The 21,665-nt window shown below is 66.3% G+C and carries 33 protein-coding genes and 1 tRNA gene; 14 read left to right on the top strand and 20 right to left on the bottom strand.

Features of this window, described 5'->3' with window-relative positions; genetic code table 11:
• Nucleotide 1: 1 nt before the first annotated feature.
• The 3 genes from Cocul_RS07800 to Cocul_RS07790 are packed head-to-tail and all read right to left on the bottom strand — an operon-like array spanning nucleotide 2 to nucleotide 2,266.
• Nucleotides 2–673 (bottom strand): zf-HC2 domain-containing protein, encoded by a 672-nt coding sequence (locus tag Cocul_RS07800; protein ID WP_055122738.1) that lies wholly within the window; start codon nucleotides 671–673, stop codon nucleotides 2–4.
• Nucleotides 670–1,062, bottom strand: a complete 393-nt coding sequence (locus Cocul_RS07795; RefSeq protein ID WP_055122737.1) for a DoxX family protein — start codon at nucleotides 1,060–1,062, stop codon at nucleotides 670–672. The genes Cocul_RS07800 and Cocul_RS07795 overlap by 4 nt, the downstream gene beginning before the upstream one ends.
• 10 nt (nucleotides 1,063–1,072) lie before the next feature.
• Entirely contained in the window at nucleotides 1,073–2,266 is a 1,194-nt protein-coding gene (locus Cocul_RS07790; RefSeq protein ID WP_055122736.1) for an MFS transporter, read from the bottom strand.
• An 83-nt stretch (nucleotides 2,267–2,349) separates the two neighbouring features.
• On the opposite strand from Cocul_RS07790, the gene Cocul_RS07785 reads away from it, so the two are divergent.
• Complete coding sequence (locus Cocul_RS07785; protein WP_055122735.1) at nucleotides 2,350–2,949, top strand: DNA-3-methyladenine glycosylase I; 600 nt, start codon at nucleotides 2,350–2,352, stop codon at nucleotides 2,947–2,949.
• A gap of 33 nt (nucleotides 2,950–2,982) precedes the next feature.
• Here Cocul_RS07785 and Cocul_RS07780 read toward each other — a convergent pair whose 3' ends face one another.
• Nucleotides 2,983–3,276: a hypothetical protein gene (locus Cocul_RS07780; protein ID WP_160318505.1), complete on the bottom strand. Its 294-nt coding sequence runs from the start codon at nucleotides 3,274–3,276 to the stop codon at nucleotides 2,983–2,985.
• 116 nt (nucleotides 3,277–3,392) lie between these two features.
• Between Cocul_RS07780 and Cocul_RS07775 the strand changes: the two genes are divergently transcribed.
• Together Cocul_RS07775 and Cocul_RS07770 are read left to right on the top strand one after the other, a co-directional pair.
• Nucleotides 3,393–3,959, top strand: coding sequence for a hypothetical protein (locus tag Cocul_RS07775; protein ID WP_069723603.1), 567 nt, complete (start codon nucleotides 3,393–3,395; stop codon nucleotides 3,957–3,959).
• 4 nt (nucleotides 3,960–3,963) lie between these two features.
• Entirely contained in the window at nucleotides 3,964–4,176 is a 213-nt protein-coding gene (locus Cocul_RS07770) for a hypothetical protein (protein WP_055122732.1), read from the top strand.
• 15 nt (nucleotides 4,177–4,191) lie between these two features.
• On the opposite strand, the gene Cocul_RS12360 is transcribed toward Cocul_RS07770, so the two are convergent.
• The 7 genes from Cocul_RS12360 to Cocul_RS07745 form a co-directional block, all read right to left on the bottom strand.
• Nucleotides 4,192–4,575, bottom strand: a complete 384-nt coding sequence (locus tag Cocul_RS12360) for a hypothetical protein (protein WP_150114421.1) — start codon at nucleotides 4,573–4,575, stop codon at nucleotides 4,192–4,194.
• A 143-nt stretch (nucleotides 4,576–4,718) separates the two neighbouring features.
• Nucleotides 4,719–4,958 (bottom strand): ASCH domain-containing protein, encoded by a 240-nt coding sequence (locus tag Cocul_RS13170; RefSeq protein ID WP_211257121.1) that lies wholly within the window; start codon nucleotides 4,956–4,958, stop codon nucleotides 4,719–4,721.
• A gap of 341 nt (nucleotides 4,959–5,299) precedes the next feature.
• Nucleotides 5,300–5,375, bottom strand: a tRNA-Ala gene (locus tag Cocul_RS07765).
• A gap of 53 nt (nucleotides 5,376–5,428) precedes the next feature.
• Entirely contained in the window at nucleotides 5,429–6,436 is a 1,008-nt protein-coding gene (gene sepX, locus Cocul_RS07760; RefSeq protein ID WP_055122731.1) for a divisome protein SepX/GlpR, read from the bottom strand.
• A gap of 78 nt (nucleotides 6,437–6,514) precedes the next feature.
• The gene (locus tag Cocul_RS07755; protein ID WP_055122730.1) at nucleotides 6,515–7,114 is read right to left on the bottom strand and encodes a GNAT family N-acetyltransferase; all 600 of its coding nucleotides are present in this window, start codon (nucleotides 7,112–7,114) and stop codon (nucleotides 6,515–6,517) included.
• Nucleotides 7,111–8,373 carry a molybdotransferase-like divisome protein Glp gene (gene glp / locus Cocul_RS07750; protein WP_055122729.1) on the bottom strand — a complete coding sequence of 421 codons (1,263 nt, stop codon included), beginning with the start codon at nucleotides 8,371–8,373 and terminating at the stop codon, nucleotides 7,111–7,113. Before glp ends, Cocul_RS07755 begins: the two co-directional genes overlap by 4 nt.
• 45 nt (nucleotides 8,374–8,418) lie before the next feature.
• Complete coding sequence (locus tag Cocul_RS07745) at nucleotides 8,419–9,330, bottom strand: UTP--glucose-1-phosphate uridylyltransferase (RefSeq protein ID WP_055122728.1); 912 nt, start codon at nucleotides 9,328–9,330, stop codon at nucleotides 8,419–8,421.
• A gap of 62 nt (nucleotides 9,331–9,392) precedes the next feature.
• On the opposite strand from Cocul_RS07745, the gene Cocul_RS07740 reads away from it, so the two are divergent.
• Genes Cocul_RS07740 through mscL form a run of 3 tightly spaced genes read left to right on the top strand, consistent with a single transcriptional unit; the run spans nucleotide 9,393 to nucleotide 11,003 of the window.
• Entirely contained in the window at nucleotides 9,393–9,980 is a 588-nt protein-coding gene (locus Cocul_RS07740) for a 5-formyltetrahydrofolate cyclo-ligase (protein WP_160318504.1), read from the top strand.
• Nucleotides 9,953–10,543: an SAF domain-containing protein gene (locus Cocul_RS07735; RefSeq protein ID WP_055122726.1), complete on the top strand. Its 591-nt coding sequence runs from the start codon at nucleotides 9,953–9,955 to the stop codon at nucleotides 10,541–10,543. The genes Cocul_RS07740 and Cocul_RS07735 overlap by 28 nt, the downstream gene beginning before the upstream one ends.
• A gap of 22 nt (nucleotides 10,544–10,565) precedes the next feature.
• Complete coding sequence (mscL, locus tag Cocul_RS07730; protein ID WP_055122725.1) at nucleotides 10,566–11,003, top strand: large-conductance mechanosensitive channel protein MscL; 438 nt, start codon at nucleotides 10,566–10,568, stop codon at nucleotides 11,001–11,003.
• On the opposite strand, the gene Cocul_RS12490 is transcribed toward mscL, so the two are convergent.
• From Cocul_RS12490 to Cocul_RS07705, 6 genes are all read right to left on the bottom strand, one after another.
• Nucleotides 10,988–11,131 carry a hypothetical protein gene (locus Cocul_RS12490; RefSeq protein WP_160318503.1) on the bottom strand — a complete coding sequence of 48 codons (144 nt, stop codon included), beginning with the start codon at nucleotides 11,129–11,131 and terminating at the stop codon, nucleotides 10,988–10,990. The genes mscL and Cocul_RS12490 overlap by 16 nt on opposite strands.
• 5 nt (nucleotides 11,132–11,136) lie before the next feature.
• Complete coding sequence (locus Cocul_RS07725) at nucleotides 11,137–11,685, bottom strand: MogA/MoaB family molybdenum cofactor biosynthesis protein (RefSeq protein ID WP_055122724.1); 549 nt, start codon at nucleotides 11,683–11,685, stop codon at nucleotides 11,137–11,139.
• 10 nt (nucleotides 11,686–11,695) lie between these two features.
• Nucleotides 11,696–12,895 carry a S1C family serine protease gene (locus Cocul_RS07720; RefSeq protein WP_425388783.1) on the bottom strand — a complete coding sequence of 400 codons (1,200 nt, stop codon included), beginning with the start codon at nucleotides 12,893–12,895 and terminating at the stop codon, nucleotides 11,696–11,698.
• Nucleotides 12,896–13,044: 149 nt separating this feature from the next.
• Nucleotides 13,045–13,218: a 50S ribosomal protein L32 gene (gene rpmF, locus Cocul_RS07715; RefSeq protein ID WP_055122723.1), complete on the bottom strand. Its 174-nt coding sequence runs from the start codon at nucleotides 13,216–13,218 to the stop codon at nucleotides 13,045–13,047.
• A gap of 20 nt (nucleotides 13,219–13,238) precedes the next feature.
• The gene (locus Cocul_RS07710; protein ID WP_018119121.1) at nucleotides 13,239–13,511 is read right to left on the bottom strand and encodes a type B 50S ribosomal protein L31; all 273 of its coding nucleotides are present in this window, start codon (nucleotides 13,509–13,511) and stop codon (nucleotides 13,239–13,241) included.
• A 106-nt stretch (nucleotides 13,512–13,617) separates the two neighbouring features.
• Nucleotides 13,618–14,325 carry a CPBP family intramembrane glutamic endopeptidase gene (locus tag Cocul_RS07705; RefSeq protein WP_055122722.1) on the bottom strand — a complete coding sequence of 236 codons (708 nt, stop codon included), beginning with the start codon at nucleotides 14,323–14,325 and terminating at the stop codon, nucleotides 13,618–13,620.
• Between the two features lie 207 nt (nucleotides 14,326–14,532).
• On the opposite strand from Cocul_RS07705, the gene Cocul_RS07700 reads away from it, so the two are divergent.
• The 8 genes from Cocul_RS07700 to Cocul_RS07665 all read left to right on the top strand — a co-directional run bounded on the left by Cocul_RS07700 (nucleotide 14,533) and on the right by Cocul_RS07665 (nucleotide 18,528).
• Nucleotides 14,533–15,510, top strand: coding sequence for a sensor histidine kinase (locus tag Cocul_RS07700; protein ID WP_055122721.1), 978 nt, complete (start codon nucleotides 14,533–14,535; stop codon nucleotides 15,508–15,510).
• Nucleotides 15,501–16,007, top strand: a complete 507-nt coding sequence (locus Cocul_RS07695; RefSeq protein WP_055122720.1) for a response regulator transcription factor — start codon at nucleotides 15,501–15,503, stop codon at nucleotides 16,005–16,007. Before Cocul_RS07700 ends, Cocul_RS07695 begins: the two co-directional genes overlap by 10 nt.
• Before the next feature lie 95 nt (nucleotides 16,008–16,102).
• Complete coding sequence (gene rpmB, locus Cocul_RS07690; protein ID WP_018119125.1) at nucleotides 16,103–16,339, top strand: 50S ribosomal protein L28; 237 nt, start codon at nucleotides 16,103–16,105, stop codon at nucleotides 16,337–16,339.
• Between the two features lie 3 nt (nucleotides 16,340–16,342).
• Nucleotides 16,343–16,507 carry a 50S ribosomal protein L33 gene (rpmG, locus tag Cocul_RS07685; protein ID WP_055122719.1) on the top strand — a complete coding sequence of 55 codons (165 nt, stop codon included), beginning with the start codon at nucleotides 16,343–16,345 and terminating at the stop codon, nucleotides 16,505–16,507.
• 3 nt (nucleotides 16,508–16,510) lie between these two features.
• Nucleotides 16,511–16,816, top strand: coding sequence for a 30S ribosomal protein S14 (gene rpsN, locus Cocul_RS07680; RefSeq protein ID WP_055122718.1), 306 nt, complete (start codon nucleotides 16,511–16,513; stop codon nucleotides 16,814–16,816).
• Nucleotides 16,817–16,829: 13 nt separating this feature from the next.
• Entirely contained in the window at nucleotides 16,830–17,078 is a 249-nt protein-coding gene (gene rpsR, locus Cocul_RS07675; RefSeq protein WP_018119127.1) for a 30S ribosomal protein S18, read from the top strand.
• 77 nt (nucleotides 17,079–17,155) lie between these two features.
• The gene (locus tag Cocul_RS07670) at nucleotides 17,156–17,842 is read left to right on the top strand and encodes a hypothetical protein (RefSeq protein ID WP_150114420.1); all 687 of its coding nucleotides are present in this window, start codon (nucleotides 17,156–17,158) and stop codon (nucleotides 17,840–17,842) included.
• 14 nt (nucleotides 17,843–17,856) lie between these two features.
• Complete coding sequence (locus Cocul_RS07665) at nucleotides 17,857–18,528, top strand: TetR/AcrR family transcriptional regulator (protein WP_055122716.1); 672 nt, start codon at nucleotides 17,857–17,859, stop codon at nucleotides 18,526–18,528.
• On the opposite strand, the gene purH is transcribed toward Cocul_RS07665, so the two are convergent.
• Genes purH through Cocul_RS07650 form a run of 3 tightly spaced genes read right to left on the bottom strand, consistent with a single transcriptional unit; the run spans nucleotide 18,500 to nucleotide 21,635 of the window.
• Nucleotides 18,500–20,032, bottom strand: coding sequence for a bifunctional phosphoribosylaminoimidazolecarboxamide formyltransferase/IMP cyclohydrolase (purH, locus tag Cocul_RS07660; RefSeq protein ID WP_055122715.1), 1,533 nt, complete (start codon nucleotides 20,030–20,032; stop codon nucleotides 18,500–18,502). The two genes, Cocul_RS07665 and purH, sit on opposite strands and share 29 nt — an antisense overlap.
• Nucleotides 20,029–20,580, bottom strand: a complete 552-nt coding sequence (gene purN, locus Cocul_RS07655) for a phosphoribosylglycinamide formyltransferase (protein ID WP_055122714.1) — start codon at nucleotides 20,578–20,580, stop codon at nucleotides 20,029–20,031. Before purN ends, purH begins: the two co-directional genes overlap by 4 nt.
• Nucleotides 20,577–21,635: a cell division protein PerM gene (locus Cocul_RS07650; protein ID WP_055122713.1), complete on the bottom strand. Its 1,059-nt coding sequence runs from the start codon at nucleotides 21,633–21,635 to the stop codon at nucleotides 20,577–20,579. The genes purN and Cocul_RS07650 overlap by 4 nt, the downstream gene beginning before the upstream one ends.
• Nucleotides 21,636–21,665 lie beyond the last annotated feature (30 nt).

The raw sequence follows: 21,665 nt of genomic DNA, 5'->3' as shown, positions 1-21,665 counted from the left end.
TTTAGCTCAGCAGCCCCGCGCGCCAGCGCTCCCAGCCTCCGCTGCTCACCCACGCCCACGCCGCCGTGGCCGTGGTGATCCCCAGGGCCACCACCCCCAGTATCTGCTCCCTGGTGGTGGTGCCCAGCAGAAAATCCCTCATGCCGAAGCCCAGGCTGAACATCGTCCACGCCCCCAAAAGCGGCAGCACCCCCAGCAGCAGGCGCGGCAGCCACGCCCCCAGCAGCAGCGCGGCAGCCAGGGCCAAGCGCACGGCGGCGGCCTGGGCGAGCAGGTGCGCCAGGGTGGGATCGGCGGCGGGGCTGAGCACCTGGCCACCCTCGGTGGTTTCCAGCAGCCCCCCGGTATCGGCCAGCAGCCGCACCGCCGCCACCACGTGCAGCACCGCCACGAGCACCAGCGCCAGGCGCGCCACCGCGAGGGAGGCCAGGCGCGCGCCCGCGTGCCGACGCCACTCCGGTTCCACCTCTGCCAGGATCGCTCGGGTGAGTTCCTCCCCCGGCTCCTGGTCGGTGGGCGAGGGTACAGGTTGGAGCCGGGCGGCGCGGCGGTAAAAGGCCTGGCACTGCTCGCAATGATCGAGGTGGGCCTCCACAACATCGTTATCCAGGTGGCCCGCCTCCCCGTCAAGCCGGGCGGAGAGTTCCGCCTGGATGGCCTCGTGCGCGATCATCGGGTGAGCACCCCATCCACGCTGGCCCGCCCGGAGCCAAAGACCACGATCATCAGCAGGGAAACCAGCATGACCACCGGGTATTCCAGGGCCTCGATGCTGGGGGTGAGGTGCACAAAGTAAATGGCCGCCACCATCAGCAGCGCCAGGGCCCCGGCCACCACCGTGGTGAGCAGGCCGATCACCAGCAGCGCGCCCCCGGCCAGTTGCGCGATCCCCGCGATCCAGGCGGAAAGGGCGGGCTGGGGCACCCCCCAGGCGCTAAACTGCCCGGTGGTCTCCGTGATCCCGGTGACCATGAGGATCTTCCACCCGTGGGCCACAAAGATCAGCCCCAGCACCGCCCGAAAAATCAGCAGCGCGCCATCGCGCATCACCGGCCTGTCCATGGCCTATAGGCTACCTTCCCTGCCGGGCCAATTGCGCGTCCACGCTCCCCTCGCGGCCCGCTCGCCAGCCCACCAGGGCCATCGCCAGGCTGCTCGCCAGCAGCGCCCACAGGATCGGCTCCCAGCGCCCCACGGCCTCGTGCACCACGCCCACCAACAGCGGGCCGGCCGCCGCCAGCAGATAGCCCACGGATTGCACAAAGGCCGAAAGCCGCGCGGTGACCTCCGGCGCGCCGGTGCGCGCCGGCATGAGCGCCAGGGCCATGAGGAAGCAGAAGCCACCCACGCCCAGCAGCGCCGACCACAGATACGGCGCGGCCAGCGGGGCGCAGATCAGGCCCAGGTAGCCGACGGCCGTGCAGGCCGCGAAGCCCACGATCACCCAGTGCGCGTGCGCGCTGCGCGCCACGATCCTTGGCACCACCACGCCGCCGATGATGCCCAGGCCGCCCACCAGAGCCAGGCCCACGGAGGCCACCTCGGCGCTGGCCCCGGCGTCCGCCAGAATGGTGGGCAGCCACCCCATCTGGACATAGGCGTTCATGGATTGCAGACCAAAGAACATCATGATGGATACCGCCAGCGGGGAGCGCCACAGGGAGCCCGCGATGGGGGCCGGGGCTCGGGAGGGCTTCGGAGCCGCCTGTGCCGAGCGCAGCAGCCACAGCCACACCGGCAATTGCAGGGCCGCCACCCCCGCCCAGATCCACAGCACGCCGCGCCAGGAGTCCGTGAGCATGGGCGAGAGTGGGCCTAAGAACATGCCCACGCTCAGCACGGTGGTGTAGATCGTCATCAGGCGCACCGCCTGGCGCCCACCCACGCTTTTGACCCAGGCGGGCAGCAGCACGTTCACCAGGGCGATGCCGATGACCACCAGGCCGGTCAGGGCGATGAACCCCCACATGTCCCCCATCACCGGGCGCAGCGCCTGGCCGATCACCTCCAGTGCCATCGCCAACACCAGCGTGCCCGTGAGTCCCAGCCGCCGCGAGAGCGGCACCGCCGCCACCCCAAAGAGCGCGAAGCAAATCCCCGGCAGGGAGGTAAGCAGGCCGGACAGGCTGCTGGGAGCCTGGTAAGCGGCGCTGATCTGATCCAGCACCGAGCCCACCGCCACGATCGCGGGGCGCAGGCTCAAGGCGGCCAGCCCCACCGCCAAGGCCAGGATAAGGGAGCGGTGTTGTTCACGACGTGCGGTCAAGATACCTCCCTGTATTTTGTTGGGTACCCCCGCACTCTAACCCTCCCGGAACCCCGCGTCTCACTCAGGAGTCCAATACGATCATGACCACCACCGACGGCACCGTGCTTTGCCCCGACGGCCTGCGCCGCCCACCCTGGGCCACCGGCTCCGACCTCCTGCGCGACTACTACGACACCGAATGGGGCATGCCCGTCCGCGACGACCAGGGCATGTACGAACGCCTCACCCTGGAATCCTTCCAGTCCGGCCTCTCCTGGGCCACGATCCTGGTCAAGCGCCCCGCCTTCCGCCGCGCCTTCGATCACTTCGACCCGGAGGCCGTGGCGCGTTACGGTTCCTCGGAGATAACAAGGCTGCTTAACGACGCCTCCATCGTGCGCAACTGCCGCAAGATCGAGGCCGCCATTAATAATGCCCAGGCCACACTGAACCTACGTCCCGTGGGAGGGCTAGCGGAACTGGTGTGGTCATTCCAACCCACCACCACCCCGGCCCCGCGAACAATGGCGGAGGTGCCCACCCGCTCCCCCGAATCCGAGGCGCTTGCGGCGGCATTGAAAAAGGCTGGCTTCCGCTTCGTGGGGCCCACCACCATGTACGCCCTCATGGAGGCCGTGGGGGTGGTGGATACGCACCTGGTGGGATCGTGGCGGCGCGGGAGTTCAGGGGTGTGGGGGTAGGTGTTGAGCGGCTGTTGCGCTGCCTTTAGCTGCTCAGCGCGGCGGGTTCTCCCACACGGGATAGATTTTCCACGGGTCGCCGCCGCCGGGCCTATTCCATTCCGGGATCAATTCCATGGCCTGCCAGCGTCCGTCCGGGCGCTGCTGCCAGCAGATACTGGTGGAGCGGTACCCCTCGCAGATCACGGGGCCATCATAGGGGGAGATGATCTTGGTGGTGGCTTCTCTCCGGGCGGCCATCAGTGGGTTTTCCACGGGCGGGAGTTCCTTGATCGGCTTAGCACCGGCGGGCAAGGTGGCTCCCAGCATGAGGCTTGCGGCCATCACGCTCATCGCACAATAACGCTGTGACTTCTTCGTATCTCTCTCATCGGTGACCGTCACACAAGGGTTAGGTCAACTTTAAGTTGACGCTCGCGTCAACCCAAGGTTAACATCTCCTCATGGACAGCATACGAGAGGCCCAACGCGCCATTGAGGCCGCACAACAGCAACTCCGCCAGGCCGTCCACGCCGCTCGCGCACAGGGATCCTCCTGGACAGAGATCGGCGCAGCACTCGGAGTATCCCGCCAGGCTGCCTTCAAGCGCTTTGGCAAACCCATTGACCCCAGAACAGGAGAACCCATGCCCACCCGCCCCACCACGACCATCACCGCCAACACAGAACGCCTCTTCCGCCTCATCAATAACAGCGAATGGGAGGGCGTGACCGGCCTCCTCCATCCCGATGTTCGCTCGGAACTCACCCCCACGGTCATTCTGGAGGCCTGGGCAAAATGCATTGGAGACTACGGCTCCTTTATCGAGTGCCGCAATACCCTCGTCACCACCGCCAGCCGCACCAATGGCACCGAACCCCTTTCCGGGAACATCGTGGGTTCCGCCGTGGGCGTGACCACCCTCCAGTTCGAGGCCGGGGAGTTCCTGGGGCGCATATCCTTTGATTCCGATGACCGCATCGACGGAATATTCGTCCTCCCTACCGACGCCACCGAAAGCGTTTTTTAACACCATGTCCCCCTACTTTCGCGCACTGCTCGTCTTTATGGTCACCTATCCCATCGCGAGCATTATTTTTCAAACTTATGGCGTGACCGCGCTCATGTTCCCCTTTAGCGCGGTAATCATGACGTACACCTACTCCTCCGCGCGGCGAGAAAATAAGCACCGTGGAGAATCGGAGAAACCATCACCCGAGGAAAAGGGGCATCGCAACACGACATAAGAAGTAAGGCCGAGCTTAATTTCCCATAGGTCCAGCCTTGCCTTTCCGAGATGTTCCTTGCAAACTAAGCACTATAGCACCGATAAAAATAGCTATAACATATTGACTTAACCTTGAATAATCCGTATCCAGAAAAACCATAGAATAAGAAAAAAGCGATAGAGCCACGGAGAAAAATAGAAACATCACAAGGGTGGGAAGCTCTAAATCGTCAGAGCTAAAGGGAGCACGCCGTTTGACCATGCCCACGATCACACAAGTAATTACTATAACAGCGGGCATCATAGCAAAATCAATGAGATGATTCTGCACGACCCCCACCGCAAGGACCGCCGAGGCCAGCAAAGCCATGCCGAGCGTGAGGACAAAGAAACATTTTCTCCATGCCGCGTTACTCATGGGCGCGATTATGGCACACAAACCCACGAAACGCAGAGAGGAGACCAGCAAGCCAACCTGGAGCGAGCCATTCTACTCGATAACAACTAGCCGCTTCACGGGGAGTCCAAATGACAGCATGAGGCTTGAACCAAAGAGGGAGACTAGAGAATCGGATACACGAGCCCAAACCGTTCACAAACCACAGCCAGCAATTCATCAAAATTTTCTCCAGAATCCGACCAGAAACGTTTATGACCAGCACGCCAGTACTCGAACGATCTATCCCCTTCCCCCTCAAGGTATGCGTGTTCAGGGGTAACCTCACAAAATTTAACCACCTCAACCGCAGTGTTTTCAATAAGCGCAACCGGCTTTCCAGCACCATCTAAGATAATGCTCAGCTGCCCTCCACAGGTAGTGACTCTCCTACAGCAAGGTAGTCACTGTATCTGCTAGCCGTAGCCATTTTAGTACCTTACTCTACTAAAGAGGAGAGATCATCCGCCAGCCGTGAAGAGTCCCCAAATGCCCACGCCTCCGGCGTGTTCATGTGGCGGAGTTCGGGAACGGCACCTATTGCTCTCAGCCAAAATTCGGCGATCATTGCTTATATCCTCCCGAACGCTGACCAGCGCTCTTTATGTTTACTTCCACATACAGATTCTCACAGCCCCGAAACTCCCCTACCGGGGGATCGAAAAAACACTACCTTCGTGCATTTTTATCACGAAGGTAGTGTTAGTGGTGGAGCTAAGGGGAATCGAACCCCTGACCTTTGCATTGCGAACGCAACGCTCTACCAACTGAGCTATAGCCCCAATGCCCTAATACTCTACTCCCCATCCACGGATTCCACGAACCCGCAGGTCATCTACACCGCGGCCCGGTGTTCGTAGCCGTGCTCGGCCACGCCGCTCCGCTCCTCGGCGCTCAGGGAGCGCGTCTCCAGGTGGTAGAAGTCGGGGCTTTCGTCGTCCATCTCCACCACCACGGCGCCGGGGCGCAGGAGTTGACGGGGGATCTTCAGCGCCTCGTCGTCGCGGTGCTGCACGCCCATGCGGGCGCGGCGCAGTTGGCGTATGCGGCGGCGTCGCAAGGCCTCCTCCTGGCGCACCTGGGCGCGTAGGGCGAGGAGGTAGATGAGCAGCAGGAGGGCGAAGGCGCCCGGCGCGGCCCATACCCAGCCGCCGAAGATCACGGCCAGGATCAGGGCCAGGGCGGTCACTCCGCCCAGGCCCATGAGGGTGCGCTGGCGGCGTTGGTAACGGTCGGCGGAGTTGGCGGCGTCGGTTTCCGGGTCCCAGCCGCCGCGCCCGCGCCTGCTGGCGGCAAATTCTAGTTCTTCCTCGCTGAGTTCCTCTTCGGGCTCTTCCTCGGCCTCGGGTGTTTCCTCCGAGGGGGCATCGTCAGCAGATTCTGCCCCCGTGCGGTAGAGCAGGTCCTCCGGGGTGGTGTGGGTCTTGTCCACCTCGTAGGTATCGCCCTCCTCGGTGTCCTCCACCTCCGGGGACTCCTCCGCGGCAGCCTCGGTTTCCTCGGCTCCTGCCTCCAGCTCGTGCACCACGTCCCCCTCCAGGTACACCTCGGGCACCTCCTCGTGCTCCTCGGCGCGATCAGCGCGCTCGGGCTGCACCTCCTCGGAGGCCACCACCTCGTAGTCCTCGGCGGGCTTTTCCTCGGTGTAGTGAATGTCCTCGGCCTTGATCTTGGGTTTGCGGCGCGCGCCCCCGGTGATGGTGCTGCCACCCTCGTAGACCACGCGGGTTTCTTCCAGGGCCTCTCCGGTCTTGCGGATCGGCTTGTTATTTCGCTGGAGGAGTGGGATCAGCACAAAGAGCCAGAGCACGATGATGAGGAGGATCAGCAGGCCACCGGTCACGAGATTGCACCTTCCAGGGTAGGGGAAAACGCTTGTAGGATAGCCTCCCGCGCGGGTCGCGCCGCTGAGGCGCGCCGATCAGCGGATAAACCCCGTGCGCCGCAGCCTGCTCACGCAGTCCCCCGAGTACTCCCCCGCCACCTGGGCTACAAAGTGGTGGTCGCGCCAGGCGCCGTCGATATGCAGGTTGCCGCGCAAGTATCCCTCCTCGCGGAAGCCGTTGCGGTGCAGGACTTTGCCGGAGGCGGGGTTGCTGGGTAGGTAGGTGGCGGTGACGCGGTGCAGCCCGAGGGCCTGGAAGGCGTAATCGGTGCCCAGGGCGCAGGCGGCGGTGGCCACGCCCCTCCCCGTGCGCCCCTTATCCACCCAGTACCCCACCCAGCATTCGCAGGCCGCGCCGCGTTGTATGCCGCCGAGGGTGAGTTGCCCGCTGAACTCCCCGTCCACCTCGATCGCCAGCGGCGCGGTCACCCCTTCCCTGGCGCTGCGGCGTAGTTGCCGGTAGTAGCGCCACCACTGCCACGGGGTGTGGTGATCGGCCCAGTCGCCGCGCAGGGTGGGTTCCACGGGGCGCAGGTAGGGTTCGTTGGCGATGCGCTGCCGACACCACTGGGGTCCGTCGCTAAGCCGAAGCGGCCGCAGCCGCACGGTAGCGCCGTCGAGCAGCACCGCGCTCATGAGCCCTGGGAGAGGAAGAGAACCTCCACGATGTCGCCGGGGCGGATCTCCGCGGCGGCGTCGGGAATACGGATCATGGCGTTGGCGGCGGAGAGCCCCGCCAGCAGGTGCGCGGGCGCGCCGGTGGCCCCGCCGAGCCCCTCCACGAGGTAATCGTGGGTCTCGGCGTCGCGCATGAGGCGGGCGCGCACGAATCCCCGGCGCCCCGGGATCGAGGCGACGTGGTTGAGCGCCCGGGCGCGCACCACCCGGCGCTGGGCGTTGCGCTTACCCAGGCACAAGCGCACCAGGGGGCGCACGAACATCTCGAAGATCACCAGCGCGGAGACGGGATTGGAGGGCAACAGGAACACGGGCACGCGATCATCGCCCAGCAGGCCAAAACCCTGCACGGAGCCGGGGTGCATGGCCACGCGGGTGGTATCAATATCGCCCAGTTCATCCAGCACGGCGCGCACGCGCTGCGAGCCGGTGCCGCCCACCGCCCCGGAAATGACCAGGATCTCGCTGCGCATCATCTGGCCCTCGATGATCTCGCGCAGGCGGCGGCTTTCCCCCTCCGCGATGCCCACGCGGTGTACATCTGCGCCCGCTTCCTTGGCGGCGGCGGAAAGGGAATAGGAGTTGACGTCGTAGACCTGCCCCAGGCCGGGGTCGCGGTGAATGTCCACCAGCTCCGCGCCCACGGAGATCAGCGAGACGCGGGGGCGCGGGTACACCAGCACCTTGGAGCGGCCCACCGCCGCGAGCAGGCCGATCTGGGCGGGTCCCAACACCGCGCCGGAGGAAACGGCCACGTCTCCCTTGTTAATGTCGTCGCCCGCGCGGCGCACGAAGTCCCCGGAGCGCACGGGGCGCTGGGCGGAGACGCGCTTGCGCCCGCGGTCGCTCCAGTCGAGGGGGAGGACGGCGTCGGCAAGCGTGGGCAGGGGCGCACCGGTGTGCACGCGCACGGCCTGCTTGGGTTGCAGGCGCAGGGGCTGCTGGGAACCCGCGGCCACCTCCCCCACCACGGGGAGGGACTTTTCCACCGGCACCAGCGGCCCGGCGGAGGAACTCAAGCCCGGCTCGCCGCCCACGTCCACGGCGCGCACGGCGTAGCCATCGATGGCCGCCTGGGGAAAGCCGGGCAGGGGGCTCGTGGCCTGCACCTCCTCGGCGCACATGAGGCCGAGCGCGTCCGCAATGGAAATGCGCACCGGCTCCGGCGTCACCGCAGCGTCCGCCACCAGGGCTAACTGCTCGTCCACGGACCGCACTCGCCGCCTCCTTCTCCTTGTGCCCTCGTTATCTTAGCCGGGGTGTTAGTCCTCGTGGCGGGCCAGGATCTCCGCGATGGCCTTCTTCAGTCCCGGCCCATACACCGGGTGGCTGAGCCCAAAGTCCACGCAGGCCGGGATATAACCGCCGGGATTGCCCAGGTCGTGCCGGGTGCCCTCGTGGATCACCACGTGCACCGGGTGTCCCTCGGTGATCAGCAGCTCGATGGCGTCGGTGAGCTGCAACTCCCCGCCCTTGCCGGGGGTGATGCGGCGCAGGGCGTCAAAGATCGCGCGATCGAGCAGGTACCGGCCGGTGGCCACGAAGTTCGAGGGGGCCTGCGCGGGCTCCGGCTTTTCCACCATGCCCACCACGCGCTTGACGTCCCCGCGCTGCGTGTCCTGCACGTCAAAGACGCCGTAGTTGTACACCTCCTCGTGCGGCACCACGAAGGCGCACAGCACCGAGCCACCGTATTCGGCGCGCACGGCCGCCATCTTCTCCATCACCCCCACCGGGAGCACCAGGTCATCGGGCAGCATGACGGCCACCACGTCCTCGTCCGCGTCGAGCACGGCCTCGGCTAGGCCCACGGCGTGCCCCAGGCCCAGCGGGCGCTCCTGGGTGACGGGCACCGCGTCAATGATCCCGCTGGCGTGGCGCACCTTGCGCAACTGCTCATCCTTACCGCGAGCATGCAGCGTTTCCTCCAGCTCGGGCGCGGGGGCAAAGTGCGCCAACACCCCCTCCTTCTGGGGCGCGGTGATAACGGCTAGCCGCGAGGCCCCCAGGGCAGCGGCCTCGTCCGCGATGAGTTCGATGCCCGGGGTGTCCACCACCGGGAGCAGTTCCTTGGGCACCGTCTTGGTGGCGGGCAGAAAGCGGGTGCCCAGCCCGGCGGCGGGAACAACAACCGTTTTGACCGCGTGCGGGTGTTCCGAAGTGGGTGCATTCATAACCTCACACCCTACCCATGTGTGGCCCCGCCACCATGCAGCGCCACGGTAGCCTGGGGCAAGTGAGCAAAGAAGAACTCCGCCGCACCCTGCTCCGCGCGCGACGCACCCGCCCGCACAAGCAGCGTGACGACGCCGCCCTGGCCGCCCAGTGCCTGCTCCTGCTGGAATCCTGCGGCCCCGGCCCCGTGGCGGCCTACCACCCACTGCCCAGCGAACCCGGCTACCGCACGCTGCTGCCCCTGCTGCGCGCCACCACGCGCCGAATCCTGCTCCCCATCACCCGCCCCAACAAGGCCCTGGACTGGGCTTTCGACGCCCCCACCGCCCCCGGTCCCCTGGGAATCTCCGAACCCACCGGGCCCCGTTACGGCGTCTCCGCGCTCCGGGACTGCGCGCTGATCCTGGTGCCCACCCTCGGCCTCACCCCGCAGGGGCACCGGCTAGGCAAGGGCGGCGGCTACTATGACCGCACCCTGGCCGCCCTGGGCACCCCGCGCCCGCCCGTGGCGGCCCTGGCCTACCCGGAGGAGATCCGCGCCGATATTCCCGTGGCGGCCCACGACGAGCCCGTGGATTACCTCGTGGAACCGGGCGGGTGGCATGCCCAGTCCAAGGGGGTATGTTCTCCCGGCTCCTCCTCATCCTGAGCACCCCCGGCTGGCGGCGCGCAGCCCTGCTGCGGCGCAGCGCGGCGGCGGTGCTCCTGATCCTCGCCCTTGTTCTCGCGCTCAAGCCCCAGGGCAGCCCCGCCCTCTTTTTCCGCGCGGAGGTGGATACCGGCCGGGAGATCACCGCCGAGCACGTGGAGATACGCTGCGTACCGGCCGAGTTGCTGCCCGCCACCGCGCTGCGCCACCCCGAGGAGGCCCTGGGCAAGGTGCTCATCGCCCCGGCGGTGCCCGGCGAGCCGGTCACCCCCTCGCACCTGCTCACCCCGGCCGATTTGGACGGCAAGGTGGCGGTTCCGGTGCCGCTTTCCGCGCCGGAAATAATGCACCACGGGGACGTGGTTTCCGTGGTGGCTCAGGGTGAGGAAGCCCGCCCGGACGTCATTGCTGCGGAAGCCACGGTACTCTTGCCACCTGGCCCGGATAATCCCACGGCGCTGCTTTCTCTGCCGGAGAAAGAGGCCGCCCTGGTGGCCTCCGCAGCCCTATCTGCCCCGCTCACGGTATTCTTTACCAGGGTAGGATACAGTTCTGTCAATTAATGATTTTTTAGGAGGCGCTCCCATGCTGAAGGGTTTTAAAGACTTTATTCTGCGCGGTAATGTCATCGAATTAGCCGTGGCCGTGGTCATCGGCTCCGCTTTTACCGCGATTGTCACCTCTTTTACCGATAACATCATCAACCCCCTGATCGCCGCCCTGGGCACCAGCCCGGACGTCGATGGCCTGGCCATCGAGCTGCGCGCGGGCGACGCCGCCACCCGCATCGACTTCGGCGCCGTGATCACCGCAGGCCTGAACTTCCTCATCATCGCCGCCGTGGTGTACTTCATCCTGGTGGCCCCCATGAACAAGCTCAACGAGATGCAGGCCAAGCGCCACGGGGTCGAGGAGGACGAGGAGGAGAAGGTCTCCATCGAGGCGGGCCTGCTCTCCGAGATCCGCGATCTGCTCAAGGAGCAGGACACCGCCACCGGGGGCGGCGCTCACCGCGCCGAGTAATGCGGCGGCCGCTGGCGGCGGTACTCCTCCTCGCTGCGTTGTTCAAAGAACAGGCGGTGCGGGGTATCCGCCTGGCGGTCAATGTCCCGCGCCGTACTGGGGCGCACTTTTCTGCGCTTGGGCCTCATGGGGCTTAGGGGAGCTCGTCAATGACGTGGTGCACCAGGGGGGCCAGGGTGGCCATGCCGTCGCGGATCGCCGGGCGCGATCCCGCGAGGTTCACGATCACCGTGGAACCGGAAACCCCGGAGATTCCCCGCGAGGTCGCCGCGTCCACCGCGCCACACCCCAGCCCAGAGGAGCGCAGCGCCTGAGCGATGCCGGGCACCAATTGATCCAGCACCGCGCGGGTGGCCTCCGGGGTCTTATCCCTGGGCCCCACCCCCGTGCCGCCCACGGTGAGCACCAGATCTACCCCGCCCACCACGGCGGTCTCGATGGCCTCGCGGATGCGGGACTTCTTGGACTTCACCGTCACGATCCCGCCCACGCTAAACTCCGCCTCCGCCAGCAGCTCGGCCACCAGCGCACCGGTATCGGCGTCCTCTTCGTCGCTGACCAGCACCACCAGCGCCTTGTGTTGCGCTCTCGGTTGGTCTTCTCGATCCGCGGCCAGCAGGTAGCCCAAGTCCGGTTCCAGGTCGGGCAGGGACGAGGACAGTGAAGCCAGGCGATGTTCCATATCGAATAACTTAGCTGTCCGTGAGCGTTACCTCTACCGAATGGGGCTCCGAATCCCCTTGCGAGAGCACCTCCAAGGTCACGGTCTCCCCAAAATCATGGGACCGTGCAGCGGCGATGAGGGAATCGGAGGAATCAATCAGGCGATCGTTGAGTTTGGTCACCACATCGCCTTCCTTTAGCCCGGCCCGCTCCGCGGGCCCGCCCGGGTTCACCCCACTAATCACCGCGCCCTTCACCGAGGTCTGCGGCGCCACGCCGAGGTCATCGCGCAGCACGCTCACCCCCAGCATGGGCTGGGTGGCCTTGCCCTCGCGAACCAATTGATCGGCCACGCGCTTGGCAAAGGAGGAGGGAATGGCAAAGCCCAGGCCAATGGAACCGGCCTGATCCGTGCCGCTGCTCAGCGAGGCGATCACGGAGTTCATCCCAATGAGGTTGCCGCTCATATCCACCAGGGGGCCGCCCGAGTTGCCGGGGTTAATGGCGGCGTCGGTCTGAATGGCGTCGATCAGCGAGGATTCCCCGCCCGCCGCGGAGGCCCGCACCGGGCGGTCCAGCGCGGAAACGATGCCCGTGGTCACGGTGGAGGAGAGCCCCAGCGGGGAGCCGATGGCGATCACGGACTGCCCCACCTGCACCTGATCGGAGTCCCCGAAGGATATGGCGGGGAGATCCTTGACGTCGCGGATCTTGATCACGGCGATGTCCGTGGCGGCGTCGGCCCCCACGAGGTCGGCGGGGTGAGTGCTGCCGTCATTCAGCGTCGCCTGCAATTGGGAGTTGCGGTCCCCCGCCACGTGCGCGTTGGTGAGCACCAGGCCGTCGGAGGAGATGATCGCGCCGGAGCCCTCCTCCCCACCCATCATGCTGGCCACCTGAATGGAGACCACGGAGGGCAACACCGACTGCGCCACCTGCTCCACCGAACCGGCGGGGGCCTCCCGGTTGGCCGTCTGCTGCATATTCGGCTGATTCAAGGAGTTCACCACCTGGGTGTCCTCCTGCTTCTGGCTGACCACCACGCCGGTGACCGCGCCCGCCGCCACGGCGGAAACCGTCATCAGGGCTATGGTGGGTAGCACGCCAAAGGCCATCTTTTTCTTGGCCCGTGGCTCCTCTTCCCCGGAAGGCTGCTCTATCACCAGGGTGTCATCCTCCCAACCCCAGTTCTGCCCATTGTGTGCGTTGCGCCTGTCATCGTTGTTCATGGCACCCGATTATGCACCCCCACGCTGTTTCTTGGCTGCCAGATCAGTCCTGGCTCCATGAGAGATTCTGCACGTTTCCTGTATGAATACTGCATAAAAAATAGTGCCCCTTGCGGCTTTGCGCAGGGGGCACGGAGAAGAATTGGAGCTTAGAACTGCTCCACGTCCACCAGGCCGAGCTGAGCGGCCTTGACCAGGCGGCGCGGGATGCGCACGGTCTGGCCGTCAATGGTCACTTCCTGGAGGGCAACGTTGTTGGCCTTCCACTGCGAGCGGCGCGCATGGGTGTTGGCGCGAGACTTGCGGAACTTAGGTACTGCCATTTTCCTCTTCCCTCCTTACCTTAAGCCTGGGTCTTCTTCTTGCGGCGGGCCATGCCGCCGAAGCGACGCTGGAACTTCTCCACGCGGCCGGCGGTGTCCATGACGCGCTGCGCGCCGGTCCAGAACGGGTGCGACTCGCTGGTCACGTCCACCACGATGAGCGGGTACTCGTTGCCGTCCTCCCACTCCACGGTGCGGCTGCTGGTGGCGGTGGAACGGGTCAGGAACTTCTGGCCGGTGCCAGCGTCCTGGAACACCACCGGGTGGTAATCCGGGTGGATATCCTTCTTCATATCTCTCGATTCCTAAGGTTGTACACTGGGTCGGTTCTCCCCCGCCTCGGTGGCGGCAGAGAGATCGTGCCCAGGTTGGCTCGTATAAATCCTCTAGCACCCTACCTCATGGGCGGGTTTTTCTAAAATGCCAGCGCCACAGGATCGCCGCCGCTACCGCCTGCACCACTCCGCCGAGCACCACGCCCACGAGGTCAAACCCCTCCACCCGCGCCAGGGGCGGCAGGAGGTTATTGACCACGTGCATGCCCCCATGCGTGGCCACCGCCGCCCACATGGAGCCGGTGATGATCCGCAGCACCCCCGCCAACAGCCCCATGCCCAGCGGCAAGACCAGATACACCAGGCGATCACCCCAGTTACCCTGACCCCCGGAAGAGGCCAGATGGATCACGGTAAAGGCCGCCGTGGTCCAGGCCAGGGTCAACCGGGGGCGATGCCGGGTCACTCCCGCCAGCCAACCCCGATAGATCAATTCCTCGGGAAAGCCCTGCAATACGTAGGCCACCGCCGCCACGTACACCAGGCTGAGCGCCAGTTCCGCCCCCGTGGGGTATTGGGCGTAGTACTCCGTGGTGAACTGCCCATTGAGGTACCCGATTCCACCGCGCAGCGCGTACGCCACCAACATGAGCGGCACGATGATGGCGGTGCCCAGCCAGAAGGCCCGGCCCCCGGGAAGAAGTTGCCGCAGCGTACCGCGCTCCACCCAGCGCACCCACCCGGCCACCAGGCCCACCACCAGCAGCGCCACCAGGCAGAACTGCCCGATCCGCGCCACCACCTGCCCCGCTTCGCTCGTCGCAAAGCTCACCGCCGCAAAACCGCCAGGGCGTTCGCACCCAGGATCATCGCCGCCGCCACCGCCGCGCGCAGAAGCAGGCCCCACCAGGTCACCGGAATACGGGTATGAGGAAACATCATGGGTTCAAGTCAAACCCCCGCCACCGCGCACCGCAAGGGCCCCCGGTCATGAAAAATCATGACCGGGGTCATGGGTTACCGCCGGTAGCGTGGGGATATGCCCGCCGTGTCCCGCCGCCATCTCCACATGCTCTTCGGTTCCTCCCTTGTCCTATATATATCGGCCTTTCTCCCGCCCTCTCCCGGGCTGGCGCTGGCGGTTCCCCTCACCGCGCTCGCGGGTTACTTCGCCGCCAACTGGGCATCCAGCGTGGCCATGCTCATTCTGGCCGTCTTGACCCTGCTGCTCAGCCTGGGTACCCCGGCGGCCCTGGTGTTCTGCGGCATCGTCGTGGGACTCACGGCGAGCGCACACATGTACCTCGGCACCGGGCGCGTGTTCCCCGAGGCCCTGGCCGTGACCGTGCTGCTGGGCTTCGGGTACGCCTTTGCCGCACAGGTGCGCCACGGCATCGCGGTGAACCAGCGCCTGCGCCAGCAGGCCACCGCGCAGCGCGATCTCCTTCTTTCCCGCGAGCGCGAGCGCATGGCGCGTTCCCTCCACGACGGCCTGGGCCACCGCCTCACCGCCGTCATCTTGAGCCTTGATCTATGCCGCCGCACCCTGCCCCCGCATACCGAGCTAAACCGGGCGCGCACCATGACGGCCCAGGCTCTCGATGACATGCGCGCCACCGTCCGCGCGCTCACTCCCGTGGAATTACGCGAGGGCGACCTCACCCAGGCCCTGCACACGCTGGCGGAGTCCTTCTCCTCCACCGCGCTGCGCGTCCAGGTCAACGCCACGGGCACGGCACAGCCGCCGGAACCCGTGGCCCTGCTCGCGCTGCGCTTTACCCAGGAGGCGCTGGCCAACGTGGCGCGCCACAGCAGCGCCCACAACGTCCTCGTTTCCTTCAACTCCCAGGAAGGCAGATTCCTCATCACCGCCCGCGACGACGGCTCCCCCTCCTCCGATGCGCCCGGCTATGGCATTTCCTCCCTCCGCCACCGCGCCCAGGAACTCGGCGGGCGGGTCGCCGCCCGCGCCACGGCACAGGGCTTTACGCTCAGCATGGAGGTGCCATGCGGGTAGTGCTGATCGACGATCACGAGGTGGTGCTCCACGGCCTGCGCATGGTGCTCGAAACCTTCCCCGGCATCGTGGTCACGGACGCGGTCATGCCCGGGTATGGCGGCTTGGACGTGGTGCGCGCCTTACTTCCCACCCCGGTGCTCGTCTTAACTACCTTCGGCCAATCCGCCCTGGTCTCCTCCCTGATCGAGGCCGGGGCCAGCGGCTATATCCTCAAAGGGGCTTCTCCCGAGGAACTGGTGGCCGCCATGCGTGCGGCCGTGGAGGGCGGCCTAGCGCTCGACCCCAAGGTGGCGCGCTACGCCCATGATCGGCTTGCTGTACTCACCCGCGCGGAGCTGTCCGTGGCGAGGGAGATCGCCCGGGAGTTGTTCCTGGCCGAGGGAACGGTGAAGAATCATGTTTCCTCCCTGCTGCGCAAGTTGCGCGCCCGGGATCGCACCAACCTCGCGCTTCTCCTGGCCCGGCAATTAGGAGATTTAGGCCAGGGGCACTAGGATTGCCTCTTGCTGTTGTCGAAAAACATTCGTCTTCGCCCCCGTCTGCTGACTTTTAGTGCTTTGACGTGGGCGGCTAGGAGAAAGTTACACCCATGTCGGCTATTTGCCAGGTCACGGGACGCAAGCCGCAGTTCGGCAAGTCCGTCTCGCACTCGCACCGCCGTACGTCGCGCCGTTGGAACCCCAACATCCAGCGTCGTCGGTTCTACCTGCCCTCCGAGGGCCGTACCATCACCCTGAACGTGTCCACCAAGGGCCTCAAGGTCATCGACCGCGATGGCATCGAGGCCGTGGTGGCCAAGATTCGAGCACGTGGGGAGAAGATCTAAAAGATGGCACGTAATGACGTTCGTCCGATCATCAAGCTGAAGTCTACGGCTGGCACCGGTTACACCTATGTCACCCGTAAGAACAAGCGCAATAACCCGGATCGCATCACGCTGAAGAAGTACGATCCGGTAGCCCGCAAGCACGTCGAGTTCCGCGAGGAGCGATAATTCATGGCTAAGAAGTCCAAGATTGCCAAGAATGAGCAGCGCAAGGACATTGTCGCCCGCTACGCGGAGCGCCGCGCCGAGCTCAAGGCCATTATCAAGAACCCGAACTCGTCCGATGAGGAGCGCCTGGACGCGCAGTTCGAGCTGAACCGTCAGCCGCGCGACGCCTCCCCCGTCCGTGTTCGCAACCGTGATTCCCACGACGGCCGTCCGCGCGGCTACCTCCGCAAGTTCGGCCTTTCTCGCGTGCGCATGCGCGAGATGGCTCACCGCGGTGAGCTGCCGGGTGTCCGTAAGTCCAGCTGGTAGGAGTTGTGCATCAATGAAGCGTAACAACGCAAAGCGCGCTCGCGTCGAGCAGAGCCGCCGCCCCAAGAAGAACCCGCTGAAGGCAGCGGGCATCGAAACGGTGGACTACAAGGACATCAACACCCTTCGTCAGTTCATCTCCGATCGCCACAAGATTCGTTCGCGCCGCGTCACGGGCCTAACCCCGAAGCAGCAGCGCGAGGTCGCCACCGCCGTGAAGAACGCGCGCGAGATGGCTCTCCTGCCGTTCACCAGTCGCTAACTGGGAAGAATCACAACAGCGGGTTAACCCCGCCCACTCCTAGAGTGGGCGGGGTACTGCCGTTTATGCTGGTACTCATGCACCCCTCGCTCACCGATCTCCTAGACCAGGCCCCCGCCTGCTCCGATTCCGCCCACCTGCGCGGCTTCATCGCGGAATCCCAGGATCTGGCCCGCAATGCCCTGCACCACGGGGAGGCCGCCGTATCCGTGGCCCGCTGGTATTCCCAGGTCACCACCGCCCTTCTCGGCTCCCCCGCCCTGGCCCAGGAACCACCCGTAACCCCGGTGGGGGCGCTCGCGCGCGAGGAGGCCCTCCCCTCCACCCCGCTGCTCTGGGTGAGTCCCCACACCCCCAGCGCCCAGGCCGGGTTTTGGGAGATGGGCCGGGATTTAAGCCACGTCCCGTCCGCGCCGTCGTTAGCCCAGGCCCTCCGGCAACGCCCCCCGGCCATGCGCACCATCGACGGCCTCCCCGACCTCGACGCCCCCGTGAATATCCAGGAACACCTCCTCGACCCCGCCGCCGCGCTAAGGCTCTGCGCCAGCCTCACCGAGGAGGAATCCCAGGCCTTAAACCAGGCCTGGATCACCGGCATGGAGTTAGAAGCCCAGCGCTGGCGCGATCGCGTTCCCACCACGCTCACCGCGCGCGAGCTGCCCGCCCTCCAGCGCAGCGCCTTCGGCGACGCCGCCCGATCGGTCTCCCTCGTGATCCGCTCTGTGGCCGCACGCAATAACATCACCATCGACACCAACGTTTAAAAGGAGCCAGCGTTATGGCAGGAGCCGTGGGACGCCCCCGGAAAAATAGCCCGCGCCGTCGCGGCAACACCGCGCGCGAGGAAATCCTCGACGCCGCCTCGGAACTCTTTACCGTGCAGGGCTTTGCCACCACCTCCACGCATCAGATCGCCGATGCCGTGGGGATCAGGCAGGCCTCCCTGTACTACCACTTCCCCTCCAAGGCGGAGATCTTTTTGACCCTCCTAAAATCCACCATCGAGCCCTCCGCCGACCTCGCGGAGTACCTGGGGGCCACGGAGGCCTCCGCCCCGCAGCGGCTGTGGTCCCTGGTGGCGGCGGAATCCCGGCTTCTGTTATCGAGCAGGTGGAACGTGGGGCGGCTGTACCAGCTCCCCATCGCCGCCTCGGAGGAATTTGCGGAGTATCACTCCCAGCGCAAGGGACTGCGCACCACCTTCGAGGGGCTGGCCGCGGACATCGTGGGAGCCCAGGACCCCCGCTGCATGCTGCCCTTTCACATCGCCATGTCCGTGATTGAGATGCGGGATAACACCGGCGTGGCCCCCCACCAGGGCGAGGGCCTACCCCCCACCGCCGTCATGCTGGCGGACGCCGCCCTCGATGTGTTGCACACCCCCCTGCCCGAGGAGCGCGTGGAGCGCACCCTCGAACTGCTTAGTGCGCGAAGTGCCGCGCGCCCGTGAGGTACATCGTCACCCCGGCCTTCTTGGCGGCCTCGATGACCTCCTCGTCCCTGATGGAGCCCCCGGGCTGCACCACGGCCTTGACCCCGGCCTGAGCCAGAACCTCAAAGCCATCGGAGAAGGGGAAGAAGGCGTCGGAGGCCGCCACGGCTCCCTCCGTGCGGTTGCCCTCCCCCAGGGTGTTGGCGCGCTCCACGGCCAACTTGGCGGAGTCCACGCGGTTGACCTGCCCCATGCCCACGCCCACGGTGGCGCCCTCGCGGGCGATCAGGATGGCGTTGGACTTCACGGCCCGCACGGTGCGCCAGGCGAACTCCAGCTCCTTGAGCAATGCCTCGGAGCCCTCGCCGGCCACCAACGTCCAGGAGGCGGGGTCGTCTCCTGAAGCGTCGATGGCGTCGCTGCGCTGCACCAGCAGGCCGCCGGAGATTTGCTTGATCTCCTTGGCCCCGCGCTCGGGGGCCTCGGCCTCAAGGAGGCGCAGGTTCTTTTTGGTCTTGAGCAGTTCCAGCGCGTCCTCGGTGTAGGAGGGGGCGATGACCACCTCGGTGAAGATCGGCTTGATCTGCTCCGCCATCGCCAGGGTGACCTCCCGATTGGCGGCGATCACCCCGCCGTAAGCGGAGAGCGGGTCGCAGGCGTGGGCGGCGGCGTGGGCGGCGGCGATGTCCTGGGCCACCGCGATGCCGCAGGGGTTGGCGTGCTTGATGATCGCCACGCAGGGCTCGGCGTGATCCCAGGCGGCACGCCAGGCGGCGTCGGCGTCCTGGTAGTTGTTATAGCTCATCTCCTTGCCGTGGTGCTGGGTGGCACCGGCCAGGCCGCCCTGGGCCACGTACAGCGCGGCGTCCTGGTGCGGGTTCTCCCCGTAGCGCAGCTCGTGGGCCAGGCGGTAGGAGGCCCCCACCCATTGCCCCTCGGAGATCCAGGTGGCCACGGCGATGTCGTACTCGGCGGTGTGGCGGAAGGCCTCGGCGGCAAGCGCCCGGCGCTCGTCGAGAGTAAAACCGCCCTCGGCCACCGCGCGAGCGACCTCCCCGTAGCTGGCGGGGTTGACCACCACGGCCACGGAGGGGTGATTCTTGGCCGCCGCGCGCACCATCGAAGGCCCGCCGATGTCGATCTGCTCCACGCAGGCATCAAAGTCCTCCCCGGAGGCCACCGTCTGGCTAAACGGGTAGAGGTTCACCACCACCAGCTCGAAGGGCTCCACGCCCAGGTCATCAAGCTGGTTCAGGTGCTCGGGCTTGCGGGTATCGGCGAGGATTCCGGCGTGCACGCGCGGGTGCAGCGTCTTAACCCTGCCCTCCAGGCACTCCGGGAATCCGGTGAGATCCTCCACGCGGGTCACCGGCAGCCCGGCCTGCGCCACGGTGGCGGCGGTGGAGCCGGTGGAGACGATCTCCACCCCGGATTCGTGCAGGGCCGTGGCCAGTTCCACCAGGCCCGTCTTGTCATAGACGCTCAGCAAGGCACGCTTGATGCCCTTGCGGCTTTCACTCATCTGAGATTCTCCTGTTGCTGTGCGGACAGCACCCGCACAATGAGTTGGCGTTCAACGGTCTTAATGCGCTCGTGCAGCGTAGCCTCGTCGTCCCCCGGCTCCACCCGCACCGGCTCCTGCGCGATGATCGGGCCGGTGTCCACTCCCTCGTCCACGTAGTGCACGGTGGAGCCGGTGACCTTCACCCCGTAGGCCAGGGCGTCGCGCACGGCGTGCGCCCCGGGGAAGGCCGGCAGGAGCGCGGGGTGGGTGTTGATGGTGCGCCCCCCAAAGCGCTCCAGGAAGGCGGGCCCCAGGATCTTCATGAAGCCCGCGGAAACCACCAGGTCGGGGGAACCCACGGCGTCGGCAAGCGTGACATTCCAGGCCTGGCGGTCCGCCTGCATGGCAACAACCTCGGTGGGCACCCCCGCCGCCTCCCCGCGCTCAATGGCGCGGCAGGGTTGATCGGCAATCACCTTGACCACCCGATAATCCCCCTGGTGATCCAGGATCGCCTGGAGCAACGTTCCGCTGCCGGATACCAAAACCACAATATTAAATGTCACGCGCTCAGCCTACCCGCCGCTTTGCGCACCAGCCCAGCCGCGACCCCCACCCCGGCCACCCACACAAAGACCAGCGCCGCCGCCAGCCACTCCATCGGCCCCGTCGCGCCATAAACCCCCATCTCCCCGCCGGCCAGGAAGGCACCCACCAGGGTCAGCACCCCGGCGCAACCCCCCGCGGACACCGCCTCGCGCCAGGTGGGCACGCGCCGCCACCACAGCGCCACCGCCGCGCCCGCCGGGATCAGAAGCAGCGCCATCGCCCAGGGTGCTGCGGACGCCGGAACCGCAAACAGCGGCAGCGGGGGCAGCGGCACCACGTGCACGCTAAAGAGGCTTATCGACGCCTCCCCGGCATGAAACTCCGCGCCCACCAGCACCGCCGCCGCCGCGATCATCGCGTTGGGCAGGTACAGCAGGCTCACCGCCACCGCGCCGGGGCTGGTGGCCTGCCAGTTCCACGCCACCGTGGCGATCCACACCACCGCCGCCGCGCCCAGAAGATAAAGGAGATACCGCACCGCGTCCTTGGCCCACTGCGGCCACGGGGTATATCCCAGCGCGAGCGCCGCGGCGTGCACGAGCAGGGTACTCAGAAACGCCCAGGGCGAGGGAACATCCACGGGGTAGACCGTGCGGGCGTCGAAAAGCATGAGCCAGGCGATCCCCGTCAGCAGCAGCGGCACCCCCAGCAGCAGGCCCACCTCGAACCTGCGGGTGGGGCGCGCACGGCTGAGCAACCAGATCATGCCCATCGCGGGCAGCAGCGGCATGAGGCCCAGCGTGATGCCGTCGAGCCGGATAGGGGCCATATTCGCCATCAGCCATAGCTGCGCCACCGTGGCGGGCATGGCCGCCAGTGAGGTGGAGGTAACGAGCAGGCCCGTCATGGCGATGACCACGATGGCCAGGAGCACCACCACGTGCGGCAATAAGACCGTGGGCAGGTAGCGCTGCGTGGTCTTTTCCTGCGGAGATGCGGGCGCGGTGACCTCGCGGCGGGTGCGGCGCCGGGTGCTTCCGGGGCGTCTATTGCTGCTGGTTTTCTTGCTCACCGTGCCAGCATATAACTGAAATATTGGGAA

This window comes from Corynebacterium oculi (assembly GCF_001412105.1).
Classification (GTDB): domain Bacteria; phylum Actinomycetota; class Actinomycetes; order Mycobacteriales; family Mycobacteriaceae; genus Corynebacterium; species Corynebacterium oculi.
This window is presented reverse-complemented; position numbering and strand designations above follow the sequence as displayed.